At 62.9% G+C, this 22,726-nt stretch carries 25 protein-coding genes; 19 read left to right on the top strand and 6 right to left on the bottom strand.

Annotated elements, in window-relative coordinates:
• Nucleotides 1-30: 30 nt before the first annotated feature.
• Genes H147_RS0106660 through H147_RS0106650 form a run of 3 tightly spaced genes read right to left on the bottom strand, consistent with a single transcriptional unit; the run spans nucleotide 31 to nucleotide 2,743 of the window.
• Nucleotides 31-1,101: an NAD(P)/FAD-dependent oxidoreductase gene (locus tag H147_RS0106660; RefSeq protein WP_019954575.1), complete on the bottom strand. Its 1,071-nt coding sequence runs from the start codon at nucleotides 1,099-1,101 to the stop codon at nucleotides 31-33.
• Nucleotides 1,098-2,030 (bottom strand): aldo/keto reductase, encoded by a 933-nt coding sequence (locus H147_RS0106655; protein ID WP_019954574.1) that lies wholly within the window; start codon nucleotides 2,028-2,030, stop codon nucleotides 1,098-1,100. Before H147_RS0106655 ends, H147_RS0106660 begins: the two co-directional genes overlap by 4 nt.
• On the bottom strand, nucleotides 2,027-2,743 hold the full coding sequence (locus tag H147_RS0106650; protein WP_245541116.1) for a DUF2306 domain-containing protein: 717 nt from the start codon (nucleotides 2,741-2,743) through the stop codon (nucleotides 2,027-2,029). The genes H147_RS0106655 and H147_RS0106650 overlap by 4 nt, the downstream gene beginning before the upstream one ends.
• Before the next feature lie 70 nt (nucleotides 2,744-2,813).
• Here H147_RS0106650 and mgrA point away from each other — a divergent pair, with 70 nt between their 5' ends.
• The 6 genes from mgrA to dacB all read left to right on the top strand — a co-directional run bounded on the left by mgrA (nucleotide 2,814) and on the right by dacB (nucleotide 8,371).
• Complete coding sequence (gene mgrA, locus H147_RS0106645) at nucleotides 2,814-3,848, top strand: L-glyceraldehyde 3-phosphate reductase (protein ID WP_019954572.1); 1,035 nt, start codon at nucleotides 2,814-2,816, stop codon at nucleotides 3,846-3,848.
• Nucleotides 3,845-5,431: a glycoside hydrolase family 43 protein gene (locus H147_RS0106640; RefSeq protein WP_019954571.1), complete on the top strand. Its 1,587-nt coding sequence runs from the start codon at nucleotides 3,845-3,847 to the stop codon at nucleotides 5,429-5,431. The genes mgrA and H147_RS0106640 overlap by 4 nt, the downstream gene beginning before the upstream one ends.
• A complete protein-coding gene (locus tag H147_RS21330) occupies nucleotides 5,428-5,748 on the top strand; it encodes a TolB family protein (protein WP_019954570.1) in 321 nt (106 codons plus the stop codon). Before H147_RS0106640 ends, H147_RS21330 begins: the two co-directional genes overlap by 4 nt.
• 120 nt (nucleotides 5,749-5,868) lie before the next feature.
• Nucleotides 5,869-6,249 (top strand): TolB family protein, encoded by a 381-nt coding sequence (locus H147_RS21325; protein WP_019954569.1) that lies wholly within the window; start codon nucleotides 5,869-5,871, stop codon nucleotides 6,247-6,249.
• Nucleotides 6,250-6,293: 44 nt separating this feature from the next.
• Nucleotides 6,294-6,905 (top strand): nicotinate-nucleotide adenylyltransferase, encoded by a 612-nt coding sequence (locus tag H147_RS0106630; protein WP_019954568.1) that lies wholly within the window; start codon nucleotides 6,294-6,296, stop codon nucleotides 6,903-6,905.
• Complete coding sequence (dacB, locus tag H147_RS0106625; RefSeq protein WP_019954567.1) at nucleotides 6,899-8,371, top strand: D-alanyl-D-alanine carboxypeptidase/D-alanyl-D-alanine endopeptidase; 1,473 nt, start codon at nucleotides 6,899-6,901, stop codon at nucleotides 8,369-8,371. Before H147_RS0106630 ends, dacB begins: the two co-directional genes overlap by 7 nt.
• A 54-nt stretch (nucleotides 8,372-8,425) precedes the next feature.
• Here the strand turns inward: dacB and H147_RS0106620 are convergent, their stop codons facing one another.
• Nucleotides 8,426-8,845 carry a tellurite resistance TerB family protein gene (locus H147_RS0106620; protein ID WP_019954566.1) on the bottom strand — a complete coding sequence of 140 codons (420 nt, stop codon included), beginning with the start codon at nucleotides 8,843-8,845 and terminating at the stop codon, nucleotides 8,426-8,428.
• 111 nt (nucleotides 8,846-8,956) lie between these two features.
• Here H147_RS0106620 and H147_RS0106615 point away from each other — a divergent pair, with 111 nt between their 5' ends.
• From H147_RS0106615 to ureG, 12 genes are all read left to right on the top strand, one after another.
• Nucleotides 8,957-10,531, top strand: coding sequence for a lysine--tRNA ligase (locus H147_RS0106615; protein WP_019954565.1), 1,575 nt, complete (start codon nucleotides 8,957-8,959; stop codon nucleotides 10,529-10,531).
• 126 nt (nucleotides 10,532-10,657) lie between these two features.
• Entirely contained in the window at nucleotides 10,658-11,062 is a 405-nt protein-coding gene (locus H147_RS0106610) for a DUF4864 domain-containing protein (protein WP_019954564.1), read from the top strand.
• Between the two features lie 102 nt (nucleotides 11,063-11,164).
• A complete protein-coding gene (locus tag H147_RS0106605; protein WP_019954563.1) occupies nucleotides 11,165-13,453 on the top strand; it encodes a glycosyl hydrolase family 28-related protein in 2,289 nt (762 codons plus the stop codon).
• A 139-nt stretch (nucleotides 13,454-13,592) separates the two neighbouring features.
• Entirely contained in the window at nucleotides 13,593-14,426 is an 834-nt protein-coding gene (locus H147_RS0106600) for an urease accessory protein UreD (protein ID WP_019954562.1), read from the top strand.
• Between the two features lie 3 nt (nucleotides 14,427-14,429).
• Nucleotides 14,430-14,732 (top strand): urease subunit gamma, encoded by a 303-nt coding sequence (locus tag H147_RS0106595; RefSeq protein WP_019954561.1) that lies wholly within the window; start codon nucleotides 14,430-14,432, stop codon nucleotides 14,730-14,732.
• Nucleotides 14,733-14,777: 45 nt separating this feature from the next.
• A complete protein-coding gene (locus H147_RS0106590; protein ID WP_019954560.1) occupies nucleotides 14,778-15,083 on the top strand; it encodes an urease subunit beta in 306 nt (101 codons plus the stop codon).
• Nucleotide 15,084: 1 nt separating this feature from the next.
• Nucleotides 15,085-16,845, top strand: a complete 1,761-nt coding sequence (gene ureC, locus H147_RS0106585) for an urease subunit alpha (RefSeq protein ID WP_019954559.1) — start codon at nucleotides 15,085-15,087, stop codon at nucleotides 16,843-16,845.
• A gap of 114 nt (nucleotides 16,846-16,959) precedes the next feature.
• Complete coding sequence (locus H147_RS0106580) at nucleotides 16,960-17,184, top strand: DUF1127 domain-containing protein (protein WP_019954558.1); 225 nt, start codon at nucleotides 16,960-16,962, stop codon at nucleotides 17,182-17,184.
• Nucleotides 17,185-17,263: 79 nt separating this feature from the next.
• Nucleotides 17,264-17,851 (top strand): hypothetical protein, encoded by a 588-nt coding sequence (locus H147_RS0106575; RefSeq protein WP_019954557.1) that lies wholly within the window; start codon nucleotides 17,264-17,266, stop codon nucleotides 17,849-17,851.
• Nucleotides 17,851-18,306: an urease accessory protein UreE gene (locus H147_RS0106570; RefSeq protein ID WP_019954556.1), complete on the top strand. Its 456-nt coding sequence runs from the start codon at nucleotides 17,851-17,853 to the stop codon at nucleotides 18,304-18,306. The genes H147_RS0106575 and H147_RS0106570 overlap by 1 nt, the downstream gene beginning before the upstream one ends.
• Nucleotides 18,299-18,934, top strand: coding sequence for an urease accessory protein UreF (locus H147_RS0106565; RefSeq protein WP_019954555.1), 636 nt, complete (start codon nucleotides 18,299-18,301; stop codon nucleotides 18,932-18,934). Before H147_RS0106570 ends, H147_RS0106565 begins: the two co-directional genes overlap by 8 nt.
• The gene (ureG, locus tag H147_RS0106560) at nucleotides 18,934-19,557 is read left to right on the top strand and encodes an urease accessory protein UreG (protein ID WP_019954554.1); all 624 of its coding nucleotides are present in this window, start codon (nucleotides 18,934-18,936) and stop codon (nucleotides 19,555-19,557) included. The genes H147_RS0106565 and ureG overlap by 1 nt, the downstream gene beginning before the upstream one ends.
• A gap of 58 nt (nucleotides 19,558-19,615) precedes the next feature.
• Here the strand turns inward: ureG and H147_RS0106555 are convergent, their stop codons facing one another.
• Together H147_RS0106555 and H147_RS0106550 are read right to left on the bottom strand one after the other, a co-directional pair.
• Nucleotides 19,616-19,930 (bottom strand): hypothetical protein, encoded by a 315-nt coding sequence (locus tag H147_RS0106555; protein WP_026352315.1) that lies wholly within the window; start codon nucleotides 19,928-19,930, stop codon nucleotides 19,616-19,618.
• An 88-nt stretch (nucleotides 19,931-20,018) separates the two neighbouring features.
• Nucleotides 20,019-21,383 (bottom strand): mechanosensitive ion channel family protein, encoded by a 1,365-nt coding sequence (locus H147_RS0106550; RefSeq protein WP_110570928.1) that lies wholly within the window; start codon nucleotides 21,381-21,383, stop codon nucleotides 20,019-20,021.
• Nucleotides 21,384-21,546: 163 nt separating this feature from the next.
• Between H147_RS0106550 and H147_RS20290 the strand changes: the two genes are divergently transcribed.
• Entirely contained in the window at nucleotides 21,547-22,617 is a 1,071-nt protein-coding gene (locus H147_RS20290; RefSeq protein ID WP_019954551.1) for a calcium-binding protein, read from the top strand.
• The last annotated feature ends 109 nt before the right edge of the window (nucleotides 22,618-22,726 follow it).

Raw genomic sequence — 22,726 nt, 5'->3', positions numbered from 1 at the left:
AGGGCGCGCAGGCACGCGGCGTTGAATAATTCAGCGCAGCCTGTCGGGCGCCAGTGCCGCCACCATATCCGGGCTGATCGCGGGCGTGTTTCCGCTGATGAGATCGGCCAAAAGTTGGCTTGCCCCGGGCGAGGATTGCATCCCGTAACCGCCTTGGCCCGCGCACCAGATGAAACCGGGATGGGCGGGGTCCGGCCCCAGCACAAGTGTCCTGTCCGGCGCAAAGGTCCGCAGCCCCGCCCATGACGCGAGCAGACGGGTGACGGGCGTGGTCACGTTTGCCTCGTAGCGCGCAAGACCCTCGGCCAGCACCATGTCGTCGGCATAGGCGTCATGGGGGTCTGTGGGGTCTTCCTCGGCGGGGGATACGATCAACGCGCCGGCATCGGGTTTGGCATACCAGCCTTCGCCCGCGCCAAAGACCATCGGCCAGGCGCGGACATCATGCCCGTCAGGCGCCGGAATCCGCGCCATTGACCGGCGCAAGGGCTGGAACCCCAAAGGGGCCACCCCCGCCATCGCGGCGATGACATCGACCCATGCGCCCGCGGCGTTGACGAGCTGGCGCGCCTCAAATTCGCCCCCCTTTGTGCTCACGGCCCAGCCTTGCGCGGTGCGGCTAATCCCCGTGACCTCAGCCTTGGTCACGATCTGCGCGCCATTGCCGCGCGCGGTTTTTGCGAATGTCTGGATCAGCCTGTCGGTGTCGATGTCCCATGCACCGGGATCATAGGCCGCGCGGTCCACATGGTCGGGGTTCAGCACCGGGATCAGGGCCAGGGCCTCATCCATCGTGATCTCGGTCATCCGCATGGCCTGCACGTCGGCTGCGAAAAGATCGGCTTCGGCCGCGCTGCCGATCAGCATCAGGCCGCGCGGCGACAGCACGTCGGCGCTGCGGTGAAAATCAAGGCTGGCGCGGTTCAGCGCGACGGTCGACGGCTTGCCGTAATGTTCCTCGAACAAGGCGGCAGAGCGGCCGGAGGCGTGATAGGCCAGCGCATCCTCGCGTTCGAGCACGGTGACGCTGCCCAAGGTCGACAGCCGTGCTGCGGCGGAAAGGCCTGCGACACCGCCGCCGATGATCAGAAAGTCGATCACGCCTCTTCCAGCCGGTCGGTGGCTGGCGGCGGCGCGGGGCTGAGTGCGGTGATCTCGTCATAAAGTGCTGGCGACATCGTGAAATCCGCCGCCGCGAGCGATGGCCGCAATTGCGCAAGTGACCGCGCCGAGATGATGGGCGATGGCCTTGTCGCATGGGACATGACCCATGCCACGGCAAGCGTGGCGGGGTCGGTCCCCACGTCACGCGCCACAGCGGTCAGGCGGTCGGCGGTGTCATGCATCCAGCCCTGCCCGTAGCGCACGGCATAGCGCGGATCATCGGTCAGCCGCCCCGTGCCACCGCTGGCATATTTGCCCGTCAGCAGCCCGCCGCCCAAGGGCGAATAGGGTACCAGCGCGATGCCTTGATCCTGCGCCATGGGAAAAATCTCGACCTCGGCCTGCCGTTTGACCAAGGAATACATCGGCTGCATGACGTCGATCCGCGTGCCAAAGCTGCGCGCCACAGCCTGCGCTTTCATTACCTGCCACGCGGCATAGTTGGACACGCCGATCTGCCGGATCAGCCCCTGCGATTGCAGCTCTGCCATCGTGGCAAAGGTTTCTTCCAGCGGCGTAGCGTCGTCGAAGCGGTGCAGATAGAGCAGATCGATCTGATCCTGCTGCAACTGGCTGCGGCAGATGTCGAATTGCGCAAGGATATTGGCGCGCCCTGATCCGCCGGTATAGCCGACTTTGGTCGCCAGATAGATCTTGTCCCGTTCATTCTTGATCAACTGGCCAAGGATGGTTTCGGCGGCCCCCTCGGTATAGCGGACCGCCGTGTCGAAATGATTGATGCCAACGCCGCGCGCGGCGTCATACATGGCCGCACTTTCGGCTTCGTCGGCCTTGCCGCCGAATTGCATCGTGCCGAAGGTCAGGCGGGAGACGGGGGTGCCGTCCAGTGTCATCAGGTCTGTCATGCGGGCAGCTTGGCACGGCGTCCGGGCGATGAAAAGCGGCGGCGCAGGTAAATCTCGACCCCGATCAGATAGGGCAGATAAAAGGCGAAATTCTGCACCAGATCGAAGGCACCCGTGAATGCGGGCGTGGACCACAGGCCACCCGTCGTCAGATACCACAGCCCGTAATGCACGCGGTACAGCCACGACCCCAGAACCAGCCAAAAGAGCCGCAGCGCCCATGCGTTGTGCTGGTCCAGCCGCCGCGCGCGGGCATGGCGATAGGTCTGGACCGCCGCCAGCAGCATCAGCGCGCCATAAAGCGTGAAGCCTGCATCCATCACCGCCCCACCGATCGTGCCGCGCAGCGCGATATAGGCCAGCCCGCCCAATGCCGTGATCCCTGCCGCCAGTGTGACCAGCCGCCCGGTCCAGCGATGCAGCGCGGGCAGGCGCGCGCGCAAAGGCCGGATCAGTTGCAACGGCACCAGCAGCGTGATCAGCGCGCCCAGCAGCATATGCGAAAAGATACCGGCATTGGCGGGGCCGTTTTCCGACAGTAGGTAATGCGGGCCGTCCAGCGTGCCGCGCAATCCGTCCTGTCCGAAACCCGCGGCATAGAAGGCAAAGGGTGCCGCCAGCAGCATCACCAGCAAAAGACCGCCTGTCTGAAGAAACACCCTGCCCATGACCCAAAGGATAGCGGTGCGCAGCCACGGAACAAGGTGCAGCACCACGCCGCCTTGCGGTTGACATCGCACGGCACCCGTGATGCTTTCACGAAATCGATTTAGGAGGAAACCGATGACCTACACCCCCGCCGAAGACCGCTATGAGAAGATGATCTATCGCCGCTGCGGGGCATCGGGGGTGAAACTGCCCGCGATTTCCTTGGGCCTGTGGCACAATTTCGGCCATGACACCCCGCACCAGACCAAGCGTGACATCTGCCGCACGGCGTTCGACCATGGCATCACCCATTTCGATCTGGCCAACAATTACGGCCCGCCGCCGGGATCTGCGGAAGAGGCGTTCGGCGACATCCTCGCCAATGATTTCCACGGCTATCGGGACCAGCTGATCATCAGCTCCAAAGCGGGCTACGGCATGTGGCCCGGACCTTACGGGGAATGGGGCAGCCGCAAATATCTGGTGGCCTCCTGCGACCAGTCGCTGAAACGGATGGGGCTGGATTACGTCGATATCTTTTATTCGCACCGCTTCGATCCTGACACCCCGCTGGAGGAAACGATGGGCGCGCTGAATTACATCGTCCGGTCTGGTCGCGCGCTCTACGCGGGGATTTCGTCCTATAACACGGAACGCACGCGCGAGGCTGTGGCGATCCTGAAAGACCTCGGCACGCCCTGCCTGATCCACCAGCCATCCTATAACATGCTCAACCGCTGGGTCGAAAAGGACGGGTTGAAGGACACGCTGACAGACCTTGGCATCGGGTCCATCGCGTTCACGCCGCTGGCCCAAGGGATGCTGACGAACAAATATCTGGGCGGCATCCCCGAGGGCAGCCGCGCCGCGCAGGATAAATCGCTGTTTCCGTCGATGCTGACCGACAAGGCGATCCAGAACATCCGCAAGCTGAACGAGATTGCGCAAGGCAGGGGCCAGACGCTGGCGCAGATGGCGATTGCATGGGTGCTGCGCGATGGCGGGATCACGACGGCGCTGATCGGTGCGTCGAAACCGTCGCAGGTGACCGATTGCGCGGGCGCCATCGCTAATCTGGATTTCACCGCCGCGGAACTGGCGCTGATCGACCAATATGCCGATGAGGAACAGATCAACCTCTGGGCGCAATCCGCCGAACTCGACGCATGATCCGCAACCCCATTCTGCCGGGCTTCAATCCCGACCCGTCGTTCTGTCGGGTGGGGATTGATTACTACATCGCGACCTCGACATTCGAGTGGTATCCGGGCGTCCAGATCCACCATTCGCGCGATCTGGTGAACTGGACACTGGTGGCGCGCCCCTTGGCGCGGGCGGGCCTGCTGGACATGCGGGGCAATCCTGACAGCTGTGGTATCTGGGCCCCCTGTCTGAGCCATGCGGATGGCAAGTTCTGGCTGGTTTACACAGATGTCAAACGGCTGGACGGCGCGTTCAAGGATGCGCCGAACTATATCACGACTTGCGCCACCATCGATGGCGACTGGTCCGACCCGCGGTATGTCAATTCATCGGGCTTCGATCCGTCGCTGTTTCACGATGACGACGGCACCAAATATTTCATGAACATGCAATGGAACCACCGTGGCCCCGGCACCGGCTGCAACCCCGCGCATGACGCATTCGACGGCATCCTGTTGCAGGCGTGGTCGCCGGATCGCGGGCTCTACGGCCCCGTGCGCAATATCTACGCAGGCACGTCGCGGGGCCTGACCGAGGCCCCGCATATTTTCAAGCGCAACGGCTATTACTACCTGACCACTGCCGAGGGGGGCACGGGTTATGACCATGCCGTCACGCTTGCGCGGTCGCGCGACATCTGGGGGCCGTATGAAAACCACCCCGATCTGCATGTGATCTGTGCGGCAGGCACCGATGGCCCGATCCAGCGCACGGGCCACGGCCAATCTGTCGAAACCCATTGGGGTAAGCATTACCACACCTTCCTGATGGGCCGCCCGCAGGATGGCCGTTTCTGCCCGATGGGCCGCGAGACCGGGATCGAAGAAGTCGTCTGGCGCGATGACTGGCTTTACCTTGCGCATGGCGGCATGGTCCCGCGAGAGAACGTGCCGTCGCCTGTCGCGGTGGACCCTGCGCCTGTCGCCGCCACGCGGCGTCCGTTCGGCGGCACCTTGCCGCCTGAATTTCAATGGCTGCGCACGCCGTATCCTGACCGCATCTTCCGCATGGAGGCTGACGCGCTGGTCCTGATCGGACGGCAAAGCATCGGCAACTGGTTCGAACAATCGCTCGTCGCGCGGCGGCAGGAACATGCGGCTTACGTTGCCGAAACCACCTGCGATTTCGCGCCGGTGACCTATCAGCAGGCAGCAGGGCTGACGACCTATTACAACCGCACGAAATTCCATGCCGCCCTTGTCACCCACCTGCCCGAACAGGGCCGTGCCTTGCAGATCATGTCCTGCCTGGGCGACTGGCCGGGCGAGGGGCTGAGCTATCCTGCCGACCCTGTCGCGCTTGCGGATGGCCCTGTCGATCTGCGTGTGGCGCTCGATGGGGCCGCCCAGCAATTCTGGTTCCGGCAAGACGGGGACTGGCAAAAGCTGGGTCCGCGAATCGAGGCTTCGCATATCTCGGACGAAGGCGGGCGGGGCGAACATGCGTCCTTTACCGGCGCTTTCGTCGGCATGGTCGCCTTCGATCTGACAGGGCAGGGGGCAGAGGCGCGCTTTGCCCGCTTCGACTATATCCCCGACGGGACAGCATGATGCGCAGCGAATTGTGCATCTATGATCTGGCGCAGGATCAGGTCACCGTCCTGCTCGACCACAACGGCCATATCGAGGCGCCGAACTGGCACCCTGACGGATATCTGATCGTGAATGGCGGCGGGCTGCTATACTGCGTGCCGCTGGATGCGCCCAAGCTGGAGCAGATCGACACAGGCTTTGCCACCGCCTGCAACAACGACCACGGGATCAGCCCCGATGGCCGGACGCTGGTCATCAGCGCAATGGATGAGAGCGGGCAAAGCTGTGTCTATACGCTGCCCGTCAGCGGCGGTGTGCTGGAACGGGTGACGTAAAACGTACCCTCCTACTGGCACGGCTGGTCACCGGATGGCGCGACACTTGCGTATGTCGGCAAACGCGGGGCGCCGTTCGGGGTCTATACTTGCCCTGTCGCGGGCGGGGATGAGACCTGCGTGACCGACGCTTTCGATCATTGCGACGGGCCGGATTACACGCCCGACGGCGCATGGATATGGTTCAACGCCGAAAGGGACGGCGCGGTCGATCTCTGGCGCATCCGCCCTGACGGCACCAATCTGGAACAGATGACCGATGACGCGGCGGTCAACTGGTTCCCGCACCCGAGCCCCGACGGCCTGCACATTCTCTATCTCGCCTATCCGCCGCGCACCAAAGGCCATCCGGCCAATCTGGACGTGACACTGCGCCTGATGCCCGCTGCTGGCGGCACCCCGCGCGATCTGGTGCATCTGCACGGCGGGCAAGGCACGATCAACGTGCCCTGCTGGGCACCCGACAGCCGCCGCTTTGCCTTCATGCGCTTTGTGACCTGACGGGGGGTTTACATTTGGGCGTCCAGCCTGCTTGTTGCGGCAAGATGGTATGGGGCAGGACCTTGCACGGCTTTCCGGTGGCAAAGACAGGACAGGTGATCGGGCTGCTTGGCGGGTCCTTCGATCCGCCGCACCATGGGCATGTCCACATCACGAAATCCGCGCTGACGCGGTTCGGGCTGGATCAGGTCTGGTGGCTGGTCAGCCCCGGCAATCCGCTGAAACGCAACGGACCCGCGCCACTGGCCGACCGGATGCAAGTCGCCCGTGCGTTGATGCACCATCCCCGCGTGACGGTGACGGATATCGAGGCACGGCTTGGCACGCGCTATACGGCGCAAACGCTGGTGGCCTTGCACCGCCGCTATCCCGGCGTGCGGTTCGTCTGGCTGATGGGGGCGGACAATCTGGCGCAATTCCACCGCTGGCAGGACTGGCGCTGGATCATGGACAATGTGCCGGTCGGCGTGATCGCGCGACCTGACGACCGGATTTCGGCACGGCTATCGAAAACGGCGCGGGTCTATGCCGCCGCGCAATTGCCGGGCGGAGGCAGCCATATCCTGGGGCGGGCGCAGGCGCCTGCGTGGTCTTTCATCAACCTGCCGATGTCGCACGATTCTTCGTCCGCCATCCGGGCGCGGGGGGAATGGTGATGCGGCTGACGCGACGCCAGATGCTTGCCGGAACGATCGCAAGCGTCGCCACGGGTGCCCATGCCGACGTGCCGCTGCGGTCCTACCGACCCGTCGCGCGCACAGCGCCGCGCGATGCGCTGGAAGGCATCATCGCGCGTGCGGGGCTTGCCGGGCAGATCGGCGTGGTGCTTGGCGATCCTGCAACGGGTGCCGTGCTGGAAAGCTATAATGCCAGCGCCAGCCTGCCACCCGCCAGCGTGACCAAGGCGGTCACGGCGCTTTATGCGCTGGAAACGTTGGGGGCGGATCACAGGTTCACGACGCGCGTTCTTGCGCAAGGGGCGCTCAGAGACGGTATTCTCGATGGTAATTTGATCCTCGCTGGCGGCGGCGATCCCAATCTGGTGACGGACGATCTTGCAAGACTTGTAGACGCGCTGCACGCGGCGGGCCTGCGCGAAGTGACGGGCGCGTTCCTGATCTGGGATGGTGCGCTGCCGCATCTCGACCAGATCGACCCCACGCAACCGGCCCATGTCGGCTATAATCCGGCCCTTGGCGGGCTGAACCTGAATTTCAACCGCGTGCATTTCGAATGGCGTCAGGAAGGCCAGAGCTTCATCACCGCCATGGATGCGCGCAGCGAAAATTACCGCCCGCCGGTCACGATTGCACGGATGCAGATCGTGGACCGTGACCTGCCGATCTTCACCCATGCCCGCGATGGCGATGTGGACGACTGGACAGTCGCGCGCTCCGCGCTGAACGCCGAAGGCTCGCGCTGGTTGCCGGTGCGTGCGCCGTCGCTTTATGCCGCCGAGGTATTCGCGACCTTCGCGCGCAGCCGGGGAATCGTGCTGGGCGCGCCGCGCGTCATCGCCGACTTGCCGCAGGCGGCAGAACTGGCGCGCCACGATGGCCAGCAATTGCCTGAACTTCTGACCGACATGCTGCGCTATTCCACCAACATCACCGCCGAGGCGGTGGGACTGACGGCAAGCGCCGCGATCGCGGGGCAACCGCGCGGGCTGCATACCTCGGCCTTGGCCATGTCGCGCTGGACCGCCGCACGCGCGCCGGGCATCGCCCCGCAGTTCGAGGACCATTCAGGCCTCGGCGATGGGTCACAGATCAGCGCCAGCGACATGGTGCGTTTCCTGCAAGCCCCAGATGTGATGGCACGCCTGCGCCCGGTGATGCGCGACATCAGGCTGGTCGACACCAATCAGAACCCTATCAACGCGGGGCAGGCCACCGTCAGGGCAAAGACCGGCACGCTCAACTTTGTTTCGGCTTTGGCGGGATATGTGCGCACGGCACGCGGTCGTGACCTCAGCTTTGCGATCTTCGCCGCCGATCTGGACGCGCGCGACCGCGGCAAGGCGCTGGGCGAGGAAATACCGCCCGGTGCGCGGACATGGAACACGCGGTCACGCCGCCTGCAGCAGGATATCCTGCAACAATGGGGCCTGCGCGCCTATTAGGTCCTTGGCATCTTCCGAGCCCAAATATCCCCGCCGGAGGCCAGAATCTTTTCTTTACAAAGTCATATGCCTTGCACGCGCGCCGCGTTCAATCGCGGCAGCATAGAGCCGGTCGAGATCGAGTTCTTCGCGGATTTCTTCCAGCATCCGCGCCTCTTGCCCTGCGATGCGGCCATCGGCGGCGGCGACGTCACATGAAAGCGCATAGGCGGTCTCGAACAGCCGTTTTGGCAAGGCATCGCGGATCAGGCCAAACAGCGCTTCCAACCCGTCCTCGGGTTCGAGCAGGTCGAACACCAGTTGCGACATCTGCGGCACGCGTTCCACATCATAGCCTGCAAAGACCGGAAGGTTGTTGATCGCATTGCTGATCTTGACCAGTTCGGACGTGCGGATGTTGCCGTCCGCCGCCGAAACCCCGATCATGAGCACAACAAGCGCGTCCTGGGCAGTCAATGGGCCGGCGTCTGACATGGTCTATCCTTTTTGATGCATGTCCCATTTATTGACGCCTTGTCCGTCTCGCAATAGGGAGTGTGCGTGCAGGTGCCATTTGGGGTGCCGCCCCTGAATGCGAGCAAGACAATGACCAATCTGCGTGACGCTGCGATGACATCCAAGGCCTGGCCTTTCGAAGAAGCGCGCGCCTTGCTCAAACGCTATGAATCCGGTCCGCCCGAAAAGGGCTATGTCCTGTTCGAAACCGGCTATGGCCCGTCCGGCCTGCCGCATATCGGCACCTTCGGCGAAGTGCTGCGCACCACGATGATCCGCCGCGCGTTTGAGGTCATCTCCGATATCCCGACCAAGCTGATCTGCTTTTCGGACGATCTGGACGGGATGCGCAAGGTGCCCGGCAACGTGCCGCAGCAGGACATGCTGAAGGAACACATGCACAAGCCGCTGACATCGGTGCCGGACCCGTTTGGCGAATACGAAAGTTTCGGGCATTACAACAACGCGATGCTGCGCCGTTTCCTTGATACCTTCGGGTTCGCGTATGAATTCTATTCGGCGCGCGAATTCTACCGCACGGGCCAATTCGATGAGATTCTTCTGCGGGCCGCCGCACGCTATGACGACCTGATGGCCGTCATGCTGAAATCCCTGCGCGAGGAACGGCAGGAAACCTATTCGATCTTTCTGCCGATCCACCCCGAGACCGGCCGCGTGCTTTACGTGCCGATGAAGAACGTCGATGCCGTGCGCGGCGAGGTGACCTTCGACGATGAGGATGGCCGCGAATGGACGCTGCCGGTCACGGGCGGCAATGTGAAACTGCAGTGGAAGCCCGATTTCGGCGCGCGCTGGGCAGCACTCGACGTCGATTTCGAGATGTACGGTAAGGAACATGCCACCAACACCGCGATCTATGACCGCATCTGCGAGATCTTGGGCGGGCGCAAGCCGAACCATTTTTCATACGAACTGTTCCTCGATGAGAACGGCCAGAAGATTTCCAAATCTTCGGGCAACGGCATTTCGATCGACGAATGGCTGACCTATGCATCGACGGAATCGCTGAGCTATTTCATGTATCTCAAGCCCAAGACGGCGAAACGGATGCATTTCGACGTGATCCCCAAGGCGGTCGATGAATACCACCAGCAATTGCGCGCCTATGCCGATCAGGACGCCGCGGGCCGTGCGAACAACCCCGTCTTCCATATCCATGGCTATAACGTGCCCGCCTCGGACATGGTTGTGCCGTTTGCGATGCTGCTGAACCTTGCCTCGGTGTCGGGGGCCGAGGACAAGGACACGCTTTGGGGGTTCATCCGTCGTTATGCGCCGGACGCGTCTGCCGAAAAGAACCCCCAGATGGATCAGGCGGCAGGGTTCGCCGTGCGCTACTACAATGACTTCGTAAAGCCCGCTAAAACCTATCGCGCGCCCACCGATCAGGAACGCGCGGCGCTGGAAGATCTGGCTTTGCGGCTGAAGGTCTGGGATGGGGGCCTCGATGCCGAAGCGTTGCAGACCATGGTCTTTGCTGTGGGCAACGAGCATGGGTTCGATCCTTTGCGCAACTGGTTCACAGCACTTTACGAGGTGCTGCTGGGTGCTTCGCAGGGTCCGCGTTTTGGCGGGTTCATCGCGCTTTATGGTGTGGATGAAACTGTCGCCCTGATCGAGGCCCAGCTATCCCGCGAGGTCTGAGGGTCCGCTGGCGCGGAGCCTCCGGCGGAGATATTTGCGCTCGAACGATGGGGGATGTCGTGCGAAAATGAAACTGATCGGCCTTTGGCTGCGTATCTGTGACAGAGCAAACGCAGGGAGAGGACGATGAAGCGCATTTTTGTATTCATTCTGGGGCTCTGGCTGTCGGCCACCGCCCTGGCCGCGCAGGACAATGCCGCCATCGAAGGCGTGATCGGTGATCAGCTTCGGGCCTTCAACGACCGCGATGTCGCGGCGGCATGGTCCCATGCCAGCCCGAACATCAAGCGGTTGTTCGGCAACGAAGGTAATTTCGGCGCGATGGTCCAGCAAGGCTATCCGATGGTCTGGGACAATGCCGATGTGCGGTTTCTGGAACTGCGCGATGTATCGGGGCTTTTGTGGCAAAAGGTCATGATACGCGATGCGCAGGGCGGGCTGCATGTGCTGGACTACCAGATGATCGAAACGGCGGATGGCTGGCAGATCAACGGTGTCACGCTGTTGCCTGCACCTGATGTCGGGGCCTGATCGGCCCGTTGCGCGGCTGACCGTGACGGTGGGGTCAGCCGGTCTTTAACCCTTTGCGATATCCCCTTGGCAGTTGCGCAGCACAGCCTTTGGGGATCATCCATGAACAAAGCCATCACCGACGCCATCGTTTTCAACCCGTTGCCTTTTGCGGCGGGCCTTGGGGTCTGGTCCAGCGGCGACGGCACGCCGGGGTCGGACACCTATGCCGTCAGCGGGTCGGGGGTATTCGTGGCAGCGGATCAGGATTTCGCAGGCTGTCTGGAAGTGCTGAAGGTAGGCCCGCTCGCGCGGGTGCGCTACATGGGCGAAACGCCGGTGCTGCCCGGCTGCTACCTGCGCGTCACCGCGCGAGTGAAAGCGGTGGCAGGTCCGCTGCCCGAAGTGCGCATCGCAGGCTGGCCCGGTCGCGCCAACGGCACGTTGCTGACCGGCGTGCCCACAACCGGCCCCGCCACGCAACTGACCGCCTATGGCGCGGTCGTCACCATCAGCGCGATCATCGCAACGGCTGCACGCACGGGCGTCGATCTGGTCTGGACCGGCGCGGATTACGGGCACCTTGGCCTTGATCTGACCGGCCCTGCGGGCGGGCTCGTGCGTATCGACGACATCACGATCGAGGATGTCAGCAGCGTCTTTACGCGCGATCTGGTCAGCCTTGTCGATGTGCGTGATTTCGGCGCCAAGGGCGACGGCGTCAGCGATGACGCGCCCGCCTTCATCGCCGCCGATGCCGCAGCGGGCGGGCGCAATGTGATGGTGCCTGCGGGCGATTACCGTCTGGCGGGCAGTGTCACGATGCAGAACACCACCCGTTTCGAAGGGCGGATCCTGCAGGCGGCCGAGCATCGCTTCATCCTGCAAAAGGGGTACGATTACGACGCCTATCTTGATGCGTTCAAGGACCAGGAAACGGCATTCAAGAAGGCCTATCAGGCGCTGATCAACTTCGCCGACCACGATTCGCTTGATCTGTGCGGGCGGCGCATCCGGTTGACCGCACCTGTGGACATGCAGGCCTGTGATCCCACGCGCCTGCGGTTCGAAACCCGCCGCGTCATCCGCAACGGCCAGTTCCAGCCCGATGACAGCGCGGCCTGGGATACGTCCGTGGTTTCGTCGCAGGCCACATATGCCGCCAGCAACGACCGGCAGCTGACCAATGTGACGGGGATCGCGAACATCGCGGTCGGGTCACTGGTCACGGGGGCCGGTGTCGGCCGCGAAGTCTATGTCACCGCGGTCGATATCCCGCAGGCGCGTCTGACGCTGAGCAATCCGCTTTATGACGCCGAAGGCACCCAGGTTTTTACCTTCACCCGATTCAAATACATGCTCGATTTCTCGGGTTATGAGAAGCTGAGCCAATTCATCCTGTCCGATATCGAATTCCAGGGCCGTGGTGTGGCAAGCGGGATCATGATGGCCCCGGACGGGTTCACGTTTCATCTGCGCGATTGCTTTGTCAACCGGCCGCGCGACCGGGGTGTCACCTCGCCCGGCTACGGCTGCCAGGGAATGATGATCGACCGATGCCAGTTCATTTCCGACGAACAGGCGGTGCCGGTCGCGGCCCGCGTCAGCATCGGGTTCAACGCCAATGCCAACGACGTGAAGATCCGCGACAACCGCACAAGCCGGTTCCTGCATTTCTGCGTGCTCGCGGGGTCGGGCAACCTGATCACGGCCAATCACTGGTTTCATGGCGACGACCAGCCCAATAGCGTGCGCAAAGGTGGAATCATCCTGACCTTGCCGAACCCCAAGAGCATCTTCACCGGCAATTACTGCGATAACAATTTCATCGAATGGACCAACGAGCATTCCAGCAGCCCAGCGTTGGGCGAACAGTTTTCCTTTGGCGGGCTGACGATTACGGGCAACATGTTCACCACGAACGATGTCGCCCCCTGGTTCAACTTCATCGTCATCAAGCCCTATGGGCCCGGGCACTTCATCAACGGTTTTGCGGTCGTGGGCAATGTGTTCCGGTCGATCAATGGGCGGATCGACCGGGTCGAGACCGTGGACACGACATTTGCCGATCTGGATTTCAGCCGCACCCGCAGTTTCGAATTCAGTGCCAACACGTTTCACAACGTCGATTTCCCGGTCGCGAACCCCGCCGTGCTTGCACATAATCAGGCAACCGCCGCGGCGACTTGGACGATGAACACAGGCGATGCCTTGCCGTTCGGTGGACGGGCGCGGCATGTCGATTTCGTGATGCCCAATGGCGCGATCACGACCGCGGCCAATGTCAGACTGCACGACCTGCCTTGGGCCGAAGGCGAAAAAGGCGCGAACCTGCGGTCGGTTCAGTTGAATTGGAGCGCGCCTGTGCGCGGCAACGTCCGCTATCAGGTGCGGATGGACCGAACGGACTGATGCCGTCGTGAATTCCGCCCCGACTGCCTGATTTTTAGGCGAACACGCGCAGGGTTGCGGATTTTGTGCTGCAAAAGCAGCGCCATCACTGGCCCTGCGCCGTCGATCCTTGGCAAAAGAGGCCAAGGAAAGGCGGAACATGACCTACCCCGCACAGATCGACATGGACCGGGCCGCGCCTTTGCAACCGCGCGCGCAAGGGGCGCTGCATTTGTCGGCCAAGCGCCGTGGCACGCAAAGCGTGATCGCGGACCTGCGCCAGCAAGGCGCGCTCAAGGCGCTGTTCCCGCGCAGCTATGGCCGCACGCTTGATGCGGTTTTCCTGAATACATCGGGCGGGCTGACGGGCGGCGACCGCATGGCGCTGGACGTCGTGGCAGGTCCGGGCGCGCATGTCGTGCTGTCTTCGCAGGCGGCGGAACGCGGCTATGCCGCCCTTGACGGTCAGGTGGCGCGCGTCGATGTGACCCTGCAGGTGGCGGAGGATGCGCGCATCGACTGGCTGCCGCAGGAAACCATCCTGTTTGATGCCGCAGCCCTTGACCGGCGGATGACCGTCGATCTGACCGGGTCCGCGCAATGCCTGATCGTGGAACCCGTCATCTTTGGCCGTGTCGCGATGGGCGAGGTCGTGCATTCCCTGCATCTGCGTGACCAATGGCGCATCCGGCGCGACGGCGTGCTGGTGTTTGCCGATGCGATCCGCCTGATCGGCGATGCCGATGCCCTGCTGGCGCGCAAGGCCATCGCCGGCGGGGCGGGGGCGATGGCGACGCTTTTGCTGGCGGCACCGCAGGCGGCAGCGCTGGCGGGCGCGCTGGATTTGCCCGATACCGCCGGTGCCAGCCTTTTGGCGGAGGATCTGTTGTTGATCCGGCTTCTGGCCAGTGACGGCTTTACCCTGCGCCGCGACCTTATTCCCGTGATCGAGGCGCTGTCCGCCGCCCCCATCCCCCGTGTCTGGAGATTGTGACCCATGCAACTGACCCCGCGTGAAAAAGACAAATTGCTGATCGCAATGGCGGCCGAAGTGGCGCGGAAGCGGCTCGCGCGGGGGGTCAAGCTGAACTATCCCGAAGCGATCGCGCTGATCACGGATGCCGTCGTCGAAGGCGCGCGCGATGGACGGTCGGTCGCCGACATGATGCAGGCGGGCGCGCATGTCATCACCCGCGATCAGGTGATGGAGGGGATCGCCGACATGATCCACGAGGTGCAGGTCGAGGCGACCTTTCCGGACGGCACCAAGCTGGTGACGGTCCATGATCCGATCCGTTGAAAAGAAGATGAGTATTTCTGGAAATAAGAAGTTGGGGGTCATGCCATGAAACCGGGTGAAGTGATTGTGGCGGCGGGCGATCTGACGCTGAACGCGGGCGCGCCCGTACTGGTGTTGCAGGTGGCCAATACCGGCGACCGGCCGGTGCAGGTGGGGTCGCATTTCCATTTTGCCGAAACCAATCCGGCGCTGGATTTCGACCGCGTGGCCGCGCGCGGCATGCGGCTTGATATCGCCGCTGGCACCGCCGTGCGGTTCGAACCGGGGCAACGGCGCGATGTCAACCTGATCCCGCTGTCGGGCGCGCGCAAGGTCTATGGCTTCAATCAAGCCGTGATGGGGGATTTGTAGGATGCCAGCAACGATCAACCGCCGCGACTATGCCGCGATGTTTGGCCCCACGGTGGGCGACAAGGTGCGGCTTGCCGATACCGAATTGTTCATCGAAGTCGAGCGCGATCTGACCGCAGAACTTGTCGGGCGCGCCACGACCGGCGGCACAGGCCCCAATGCGCTGGCCTACGGCGAAGAGGTGAAATTCGGCGGCGGCAAGGTGATCCGCGACGGGATGGGGCAGTCGCAGATCACGCGCGCGGCGGGGGCGGTGGATACGGTCATCACCAATGCGCTGATCGTCGATTGGACCGGCATCATCAAGGCCGATGTCGGCCTCAAAGACGGGCGGATCGTCGCCATCGGCAAGGCGGGCAATCCTGATACGCAGCCGGGCGTGAATATCATCATCGGACCGGGGACCGAGGCGATTGCCGGTGAAGGCCGTATCCTGACCGCAGGCGGGATCGACAGCCATATCCATTTCATCTGCCCCCAGCAGATCGAGGATGCGCTTTTTTCCGGCCTGACCACGATGATCGGCGGCGGCACAGGGCCTGCGCATGGCACGCTGGCCACCACCTGTACCCCCGGCCCGTGGCATTTGGGTCGGATGTTGCAGGCGGCGGATGCGTTTCCGATGAACCTTGCCTTTGCGGGCAAGGGGAATGCGTCATTGCCCGCCGCGCTGGAGGAACAGGTTCTGGCAGGCGCGTCCTGTCTGAAACTGCACGAGGATTGGGGCACCACGCCTGCTGCCATCGATTGCTGTCTGTCGGTGGCCGATGCCTGGGATGTGCAGGTGATGATCCATACCGACACGCTGAACGAGGCGGGCTTTGTCGAAAACACGGTCGCCGCCCTGAAAGGCCGCACGATCCACGCCTTCCACACCGAAGGCGCGGGGGGCGGTCATGCGCCCGATATCATCAAGATCTGCGGCCAGCCCAATGTGCTGCCCTCCTCCACCAACCCGACGCGGCCTTTTACCGTCAACACGATCGACGAACATCTCGACATGCTGATGGTCTGTCACCATCTGGACAAATCCATCCCCGAGGACGTGGCCTTTGCCGAAAGCCGTATCCGCCGCGAGACGATTGCCGCCGAGGACATCCTGCACGACATGGGCGCGTTTTCGATCATCGCCTCTGACAGTCAGGCGATGGGCCGTGTGGGCGAGGTGATCATCCGCACGTGGCAGACCGCCCACAAGATGAAGGTCCAGCGCGGGCAACTGGCCGAGGAAACCGGCAACAACGACAACATGCGCGTGCGCCGCTATATCGCGAAATACACGATCAATCCGGCGATTGCGCATGGCATTTCCGCCCATGTCGGATCAATCGAGGTCGGCAAGCGCGCCGATCTGGTGCTGTGGAACCCCGCGTTCTTTGGCGTGAAACCGGAAATGATCCTGATGGGCGGCACGATTGTTGCGGCACAGATGGGTGACCCCAATGCGTCCATCCCGACGCCGCAGCCTGTGTATACGCGCCCAATGTTCGGCGCCCACGGGCGGTCGGTGGAACATTCCGCTGTCACCTTTGTCAGTGCGGCGGCGCAGGATGCAGGGATCAGGGGCACGCTGGGGCTGGCCAAGCAGACGCTGCCGGTCGTCAATACCCGCAACATCGGCAAGGCGGATCTGAAGTTGAACACCGCCATGCCGCATGTCGAGGTGAACCCCGAAACCTACGAGGTCCGCGCCGATGGTGTGCTTTTGACCTGTGCGCCGGCGGATGTGCTGCCGATGGCGCAGAGGTATTTCCTCTTCTGATGCTGCATTGCAGAAAACGCATAATGGGATTGCAGTTTGTGGCGTTGTTGACCGGGCGTCAGGGGGCTAACTTGGGTGCAGGGAGGAAAGAAACACGCATTCAAGAGGTGCAACATGGCTTTCCAATCCGACAATACCCTGATGTCCACCGGCGAGATGATCGTCGAACTGGCAATGACGCCTCTGCGCGCGCTGGGCAGAGGCATCGTCTATCTGACCGAGAACAATTCCCGCGCACAGACGTTGCGCGCACTGGCCGCCATCTCGGACGATCAGCTTGCCGCGCGTGGGCTGACGCGGGCCGAGGTCGTGGCGATGGCGTTTCCGCACGACATCTGATCCGCGCGGCCGCTCCTCTGTGCGTGATGACAAGCAGCGTCGCCCTTGCTAGCTTTGGCGCAATACCGGGGAGGTGCGAATGATCTACCGTGCGATGTTCTTGTCATGTCTGGCGGCCCCTGCGATGGCTGCTTGCCCTGTTGCGGCCGACCTTGCCACCGGTATCAGGCTGATCGGCGATGATGGGGCGGTCGAGACCTACCGCACCCTGCGGCCACATGTCATCGAATTGATCGTTGCATATGACGACGGCTATGCTGATCGCAGCACGCTGGGGCAGGGCGTCTACGTGCTTGACGTGGTCGAGCTTTACAACGCGTTGCCCAATCCGGATACCATATCGACCTATGCCTATCCGGTGGCGGTAGAGGCGATGCCGCTGCCCGCTCCGGGCGAGGTCTGGCGCACGCGCGCCGTGGTCGACGGCATCTACGACGACAAGATGACCGCCAGCTGGTCAGACATGACGACGATGACCTATGGCGATTGCATCTATACAGTCATCCCCGGCGAAATCGTCTATAGCGGCGAAGGCTATCGCCAGACCGAGGGCCTGCATTACCTGCCTGACCTTGGCATCGCATATATGGCGTCCTTCGCCTCGGATGATAGCGATAGTATCGACACATATACGATCCTGTCCATCACTGCCGTCGGAGAAGATTGATGAGCGCCCGCGCCCTCGCGACCCATGACCACGCCCATGGCCCTGTCGCAGGCACGGTCAGCCTGACGTATGACGCCCGTCTGTTGCGGCGCAAGCGGCTTGTTACCGACGCAGGAGAGCCGTTTCTGGTCGATCTGCCGCAGACGACATCGGTGGCCGCGGGCCATGTGTTCCTGCTTGAGGACGGCCGCCAGATTGCCGTCGTCGCGGCCCAAGAGGCGTTGATGCGCGTGACTGGCGATCTGGTGCGGCTGGCCTGGCATATCGGGAACCGGCACATGCCCTGCGCGATCCTGCCCGATGCGCTGGTTGTGCAGCGCGAAAAGGTGATGCGCGGGATGCTGGAACAGCTTGGCGCGACCGTCACGGATGTCGATGGGCCGTTCACCCCCGAAGGCGGGGCCTATGGCCACGGGCGGACGATGGGGCATGACCACAGCCATTCCCATGCGTGACGCGCAGCTGCTGACGCTGGCCCAATGGCTGTCGCCGGCCTATCCGGTGGGCGCTTTCGCGTGGTCGCACGGGTTGGAACGCACCATCGGGCGTGGCGATGTCCGCGACGGCGCAGCGCTCGCGGATTGGCTTGCCGATGTGCTCGTCCACGGGGCGGGGCGGAGTGATGCAATCCTGCTCTGTGCGGCCCATGCGGCAGAAGATGTGACGCCGATCGCCGACCTCGCGGCGGCACTGACACCCAGTCGCGAACGCCGGATGGAGACGTTACAACAAGGGGCAGCCTTTGCCGCGACGACCCGCGCGGTCTGGGGGCTTGATCTGCCCGAAATGGCCTATCCCGTGGCTGTGGGGCGCGCGGCCCGGCTGATGGACCTGCCGGTTCTGCCTGTCGCACAACTTTGGCTGCAAAGCTTCGCCAGCAATCTGGTGCAGGCGGCACAGCGCCTGATGCCCCTCGGCCAGACCGAGGCGCAGCGGATTTTGGCGGGTCTTGCGCCGCTTTGCCTGCGCATCGGGGCAGAGGCGACAAGCGCCGGGCTTGACGATATCGGCAGCGCAGCATTCGCTGTCGATACCGCCTCTATGCAGCATGCCGCGCAATATTCCCGCATTTTCCGGTCTTGATGAAAGGTCTCAGCATGTCCCCCCACGGTCCTTTGCGCGTTGGTATCGGCGGTCCTGTCGGCGCTGGCAAAACCACGTTGACGGCCGCGCTCGCGCGGGCGCTGAAAGACGAACTCAGCCTTTGCGTGATCACCAATGACATTTACACGCAGGAAGATGCCGAAGCCCTGATGCGGATGCAGATACTGCCCGCCGACCGCGTGATGGGCGTGGAAACCGGCGGCTGCCCGCATACCGCGATCCGCGAGGATGCGTCGATCAATCTCGCGGCCGTCGCCGAAATGCGCGCGCGCCATCCCGATCTGGACCTGATCCTGATCGAAAGCGGCGGCGACAACCTGTCCGCGACCTACAGTCCCGAACTTGCCGACCTGACGATCTATGTGATCGACACGGCGGCGGGCGAGGATATCCCCCGTAAAGGCGGCCCCGCGATCACGCGGTCGGACATTCTGGTCGTGAACAAGACCGATCTCGCCCCCCATGTGGGCGCCTCGCTCGAAGTCATGGCAGCGGACGCCGCACGGATGCGCGGTGCGCTGCCGGTGGTTTTTGCAAGCCTGCGCAACGGGCAGGGCGTAGACGACATCATCGCCCTGATCCGCCGTATCGGCGGTCTCTGACCTCATCTTCCGAGCCCAGATATCCCCCGCGGAGCGTTCCCCTGCACCGCAGGGGAAATCAGCGCCGCCCGAGCTTGCCGAACTCGCTATCGAGAAGCGCGCGCAGTTTCTTGGCCCCGCCGCGCAAGGCCGCTTCGACATTGGCGTCGTGATGGGTGACGGTCTGCGGCTGCATTCCCTCGGGACGGCCTTCGACGGTGCATCTGATATCATCCGCTCCGCCCTTGCCGCCGTTCACATCGACGACATGCACCTCGACGCGTGTCAGACGATCGGTCAGATGGCCCAATGCGCCGGTCACGATCGTTTCGGCGACTTCGGCCAGCCGCTCGTCGCCCTGAATATGTGCGTCGGTGTTCAGTTGGAATTGCATGACGGTCCTTTCGATGTTGCGATCTGTATGCAGCGCGCGGATGCGCCACACCAGTTACATGTGCATAACGCGCTGATCCGCAATGGGTTCAGGCCTCGGACATCTTGTCGCCATTCAGCATCCGCACCTCGCGTTGTGGAAACGGGATGCTGATCCCGTTGTCGGCAAACGCATCCCACAGCGCCAGAAACACATTGCCACGGATATTGGTCAGCCCGGCCGTCGGATCGCTGATCCAGAACCGCAGGATGTAATCGACCGAACTGTCGCCGAAGCCCACGATGTGACAGACCGCAGGGCGGGATACCAGCACGCGGTCCACGCTTTGGGCCGCCGCGATGGCGACCTTGCGCACCAGATGCGGGTTGTCGCCGTAGGACGTGCCGAAATGGATGTCCAGCCGTACGAATTCGTTGGAATGCGACCAGTTGACCACCTGTCCGGTGATCAGATCCTCGTTGGGGATCAGATATTCGCGCCCGTCGCGGGTGACGACCGACACATAGCGCGCACCCAGCGCATTGATCCAGCCAAAGGTGTCGCCAAGGCTGATCACGTCCCCCGGCTTGATCGACTTGTCGAGCAGGATGATAATGCCTGATACGAGGTTGGAAACCACCTTCTGCAGCCCGAACCCCAGCCCTACGCCGATCGCACCGGACAGCACCGCAAGGCCGGTCAGGTCGATCCCGAGCGCGCGGACCCCCAGAAAGAACGCGGCCCCGTAAAACGCGATCTGCACGCCCTTGACGATCAGTACCTGCATCGAGGGGCTGATATCCTCGTTGGCCCTGACGCGCCGCGCGGTCGTTGCCGTAAAGAACCGCGCCATCGTGATCAGCGCGCCCAGAATGACAAGCGCCTGCACCAGCAACAGCAAGGAAAACCTGATCTCGCCGATCGCGAAACCGGCCCCGTCCAGGATCTGTTCGGCGGGATCGACGAGGTCCAGAATAAGCAGCGTGACATAGGTCCAGGCCCCGTAGCGGACGAAGCGCCGCAAGGATTGGCTTTTGATCAGACGGGTGACGAAAACGATGGCCAGCCATGCAAAAGACAGCGTTCCCGCGACGCTCAGCAGATAGCTGCGGCTGGGCCATGTCACTTCGCGCATGATCAGGATAACCAGCCACAACAGCGCGACAAAGAAGATCGCGCGCAGCCGCTGGTGGATGACTACAAGAATGCGCATGCGCCATTTCGGCCAGTTCTCGCGCGATCCCATCCAGTCGCGGATACGTGGCCCCAGCGTCGCCCGCAGCAGATGCGCCAGCGCGAACAACAGCAGGATGATCCCGATCTGATACAGGTTCCAGGGCCGCAGCATGCCGATCACGAAGACCTGCAATTGGCCCAGAAGATCGCTGCCGACGGAAATAATCTGGTCCAGATCCTCCAAAGGCAGCGTGTCGGGCGATATCTGCGCGCGGTGGAATAGAGGGTGGCGGGTCATCTCGGTCCCTTCGTCGTTCCGCTGCGCCGACTTTGCACGCCCCGCGCGTGCTTCGCAAGGCGCGTACCGACGCGGGTGACGCAGCTTGGGATCTGAAACCGCTTGCCGGATCAGGGCGGGGCGGATAGTTTCGCGCTCAGGTTTATTGGTGTGGAGCGGTATCATGGACGTCAGCATCCTGCTGGTCTTGTTGGGGCTTGGGGCGTTGGTCATTCCATTGGTCGGCGGCGGCTCCAACGGCGATGACGACGAAGATGACACGATCAAGGGCAGCTTCGAGGATGACGTGATCGTCGGCACCGACGGCAATGACGTGATCTATGGCTACAAGGGTGACGATACCATCTCCGGGCTCGGCGGCATCGACGAGATTTATGGCGGCGAAGGCGACGACACGATCACGGGTGGCGACGGACGGGACATCCTTTTTGGTGGTCCGGGCGACGATATGATCGACGGTGGCGAAGGCAATGACACGATCGAAGGCGGCGCTGACGACGACACGATCGACGGCGGCTATGGTCAGGATGTCATTCGTGCCGGGCGAGGCGACGATCTGATCTTTGGCGGCCCGGCCGCGCGGCTGGACGACAATGGCGACTACGTGCTTGCCACCGATATCAACGACACCTTGCGCGGCGAAGGTGGCGAGGACACGATCTATATCTGGGGCGGCGATCCGACCGTCGCGGGCAAAGAAGGCGGTTTCGCATCCGGTGGCCGCAACGATACCGATGTCGTCGGCGAAGACGGCGCGGTGCTGGACCAAAAGGACGAACTGATCCTTGTTTCGGGCTCTGCAACATTGGAAGATTTGCAAGGCACCACCGATTTCTTTGTTCTCGCCAATCTCGATGACGGCCTCCAGACGCAGGCGACGATCACCCAGTTCAGGCTGGAAACCCATCGCCTGATCCTGACCGTCGATGCCGAAACGACAGCCCCGCTTGGTCTGGACTATGCGCTGACGGCGACAACGCTCAACGGGGTGCCCGGCGTCTTGGTCACGGCGACCCTTACCGACCCCGCTGGTCTTGCACCTGACCAGTACGAAGGATCGTCTGCTTTCCTGCGTGGTGCGACCTTGGATACCGGCGAACGGACCGATGTCTCCCGCGAGTCGATCAATATCGAAGTCGTCCAGACCAATGCCGAAACCACCGACTATTTTGATCCGGCACCGACCGTCGCTTTCATCAAAAGCGTGATTCCGGCAAACCCTGCCCCTATCTGATCCCTTGCGGGCGGCGCGGGCAGGGTGTATCCACGGCGCCATGAAACAGGTTTTCGACATGGATGACCGCGCACGCCTGCCTTGGCGGTTTTTCGGCGCGACTTGCACG

This window comes from Yoonia vestfoldensis DSM 16212, assembly GCF_000382265.1.
In the GTDB taxonomy this organism is placed as follows: domain Bacteria; phylum Pseudomonadota; class Alphaproteobacteria; order Rhodobacterales; family Rhodobacteraceae; genus Yoonia; species Yoonia vestfoldensis.
Note: the sequence above shows the minus strand (reverse complement) of the source record. Positions and strands in the feature narration are given on the sequence as shown.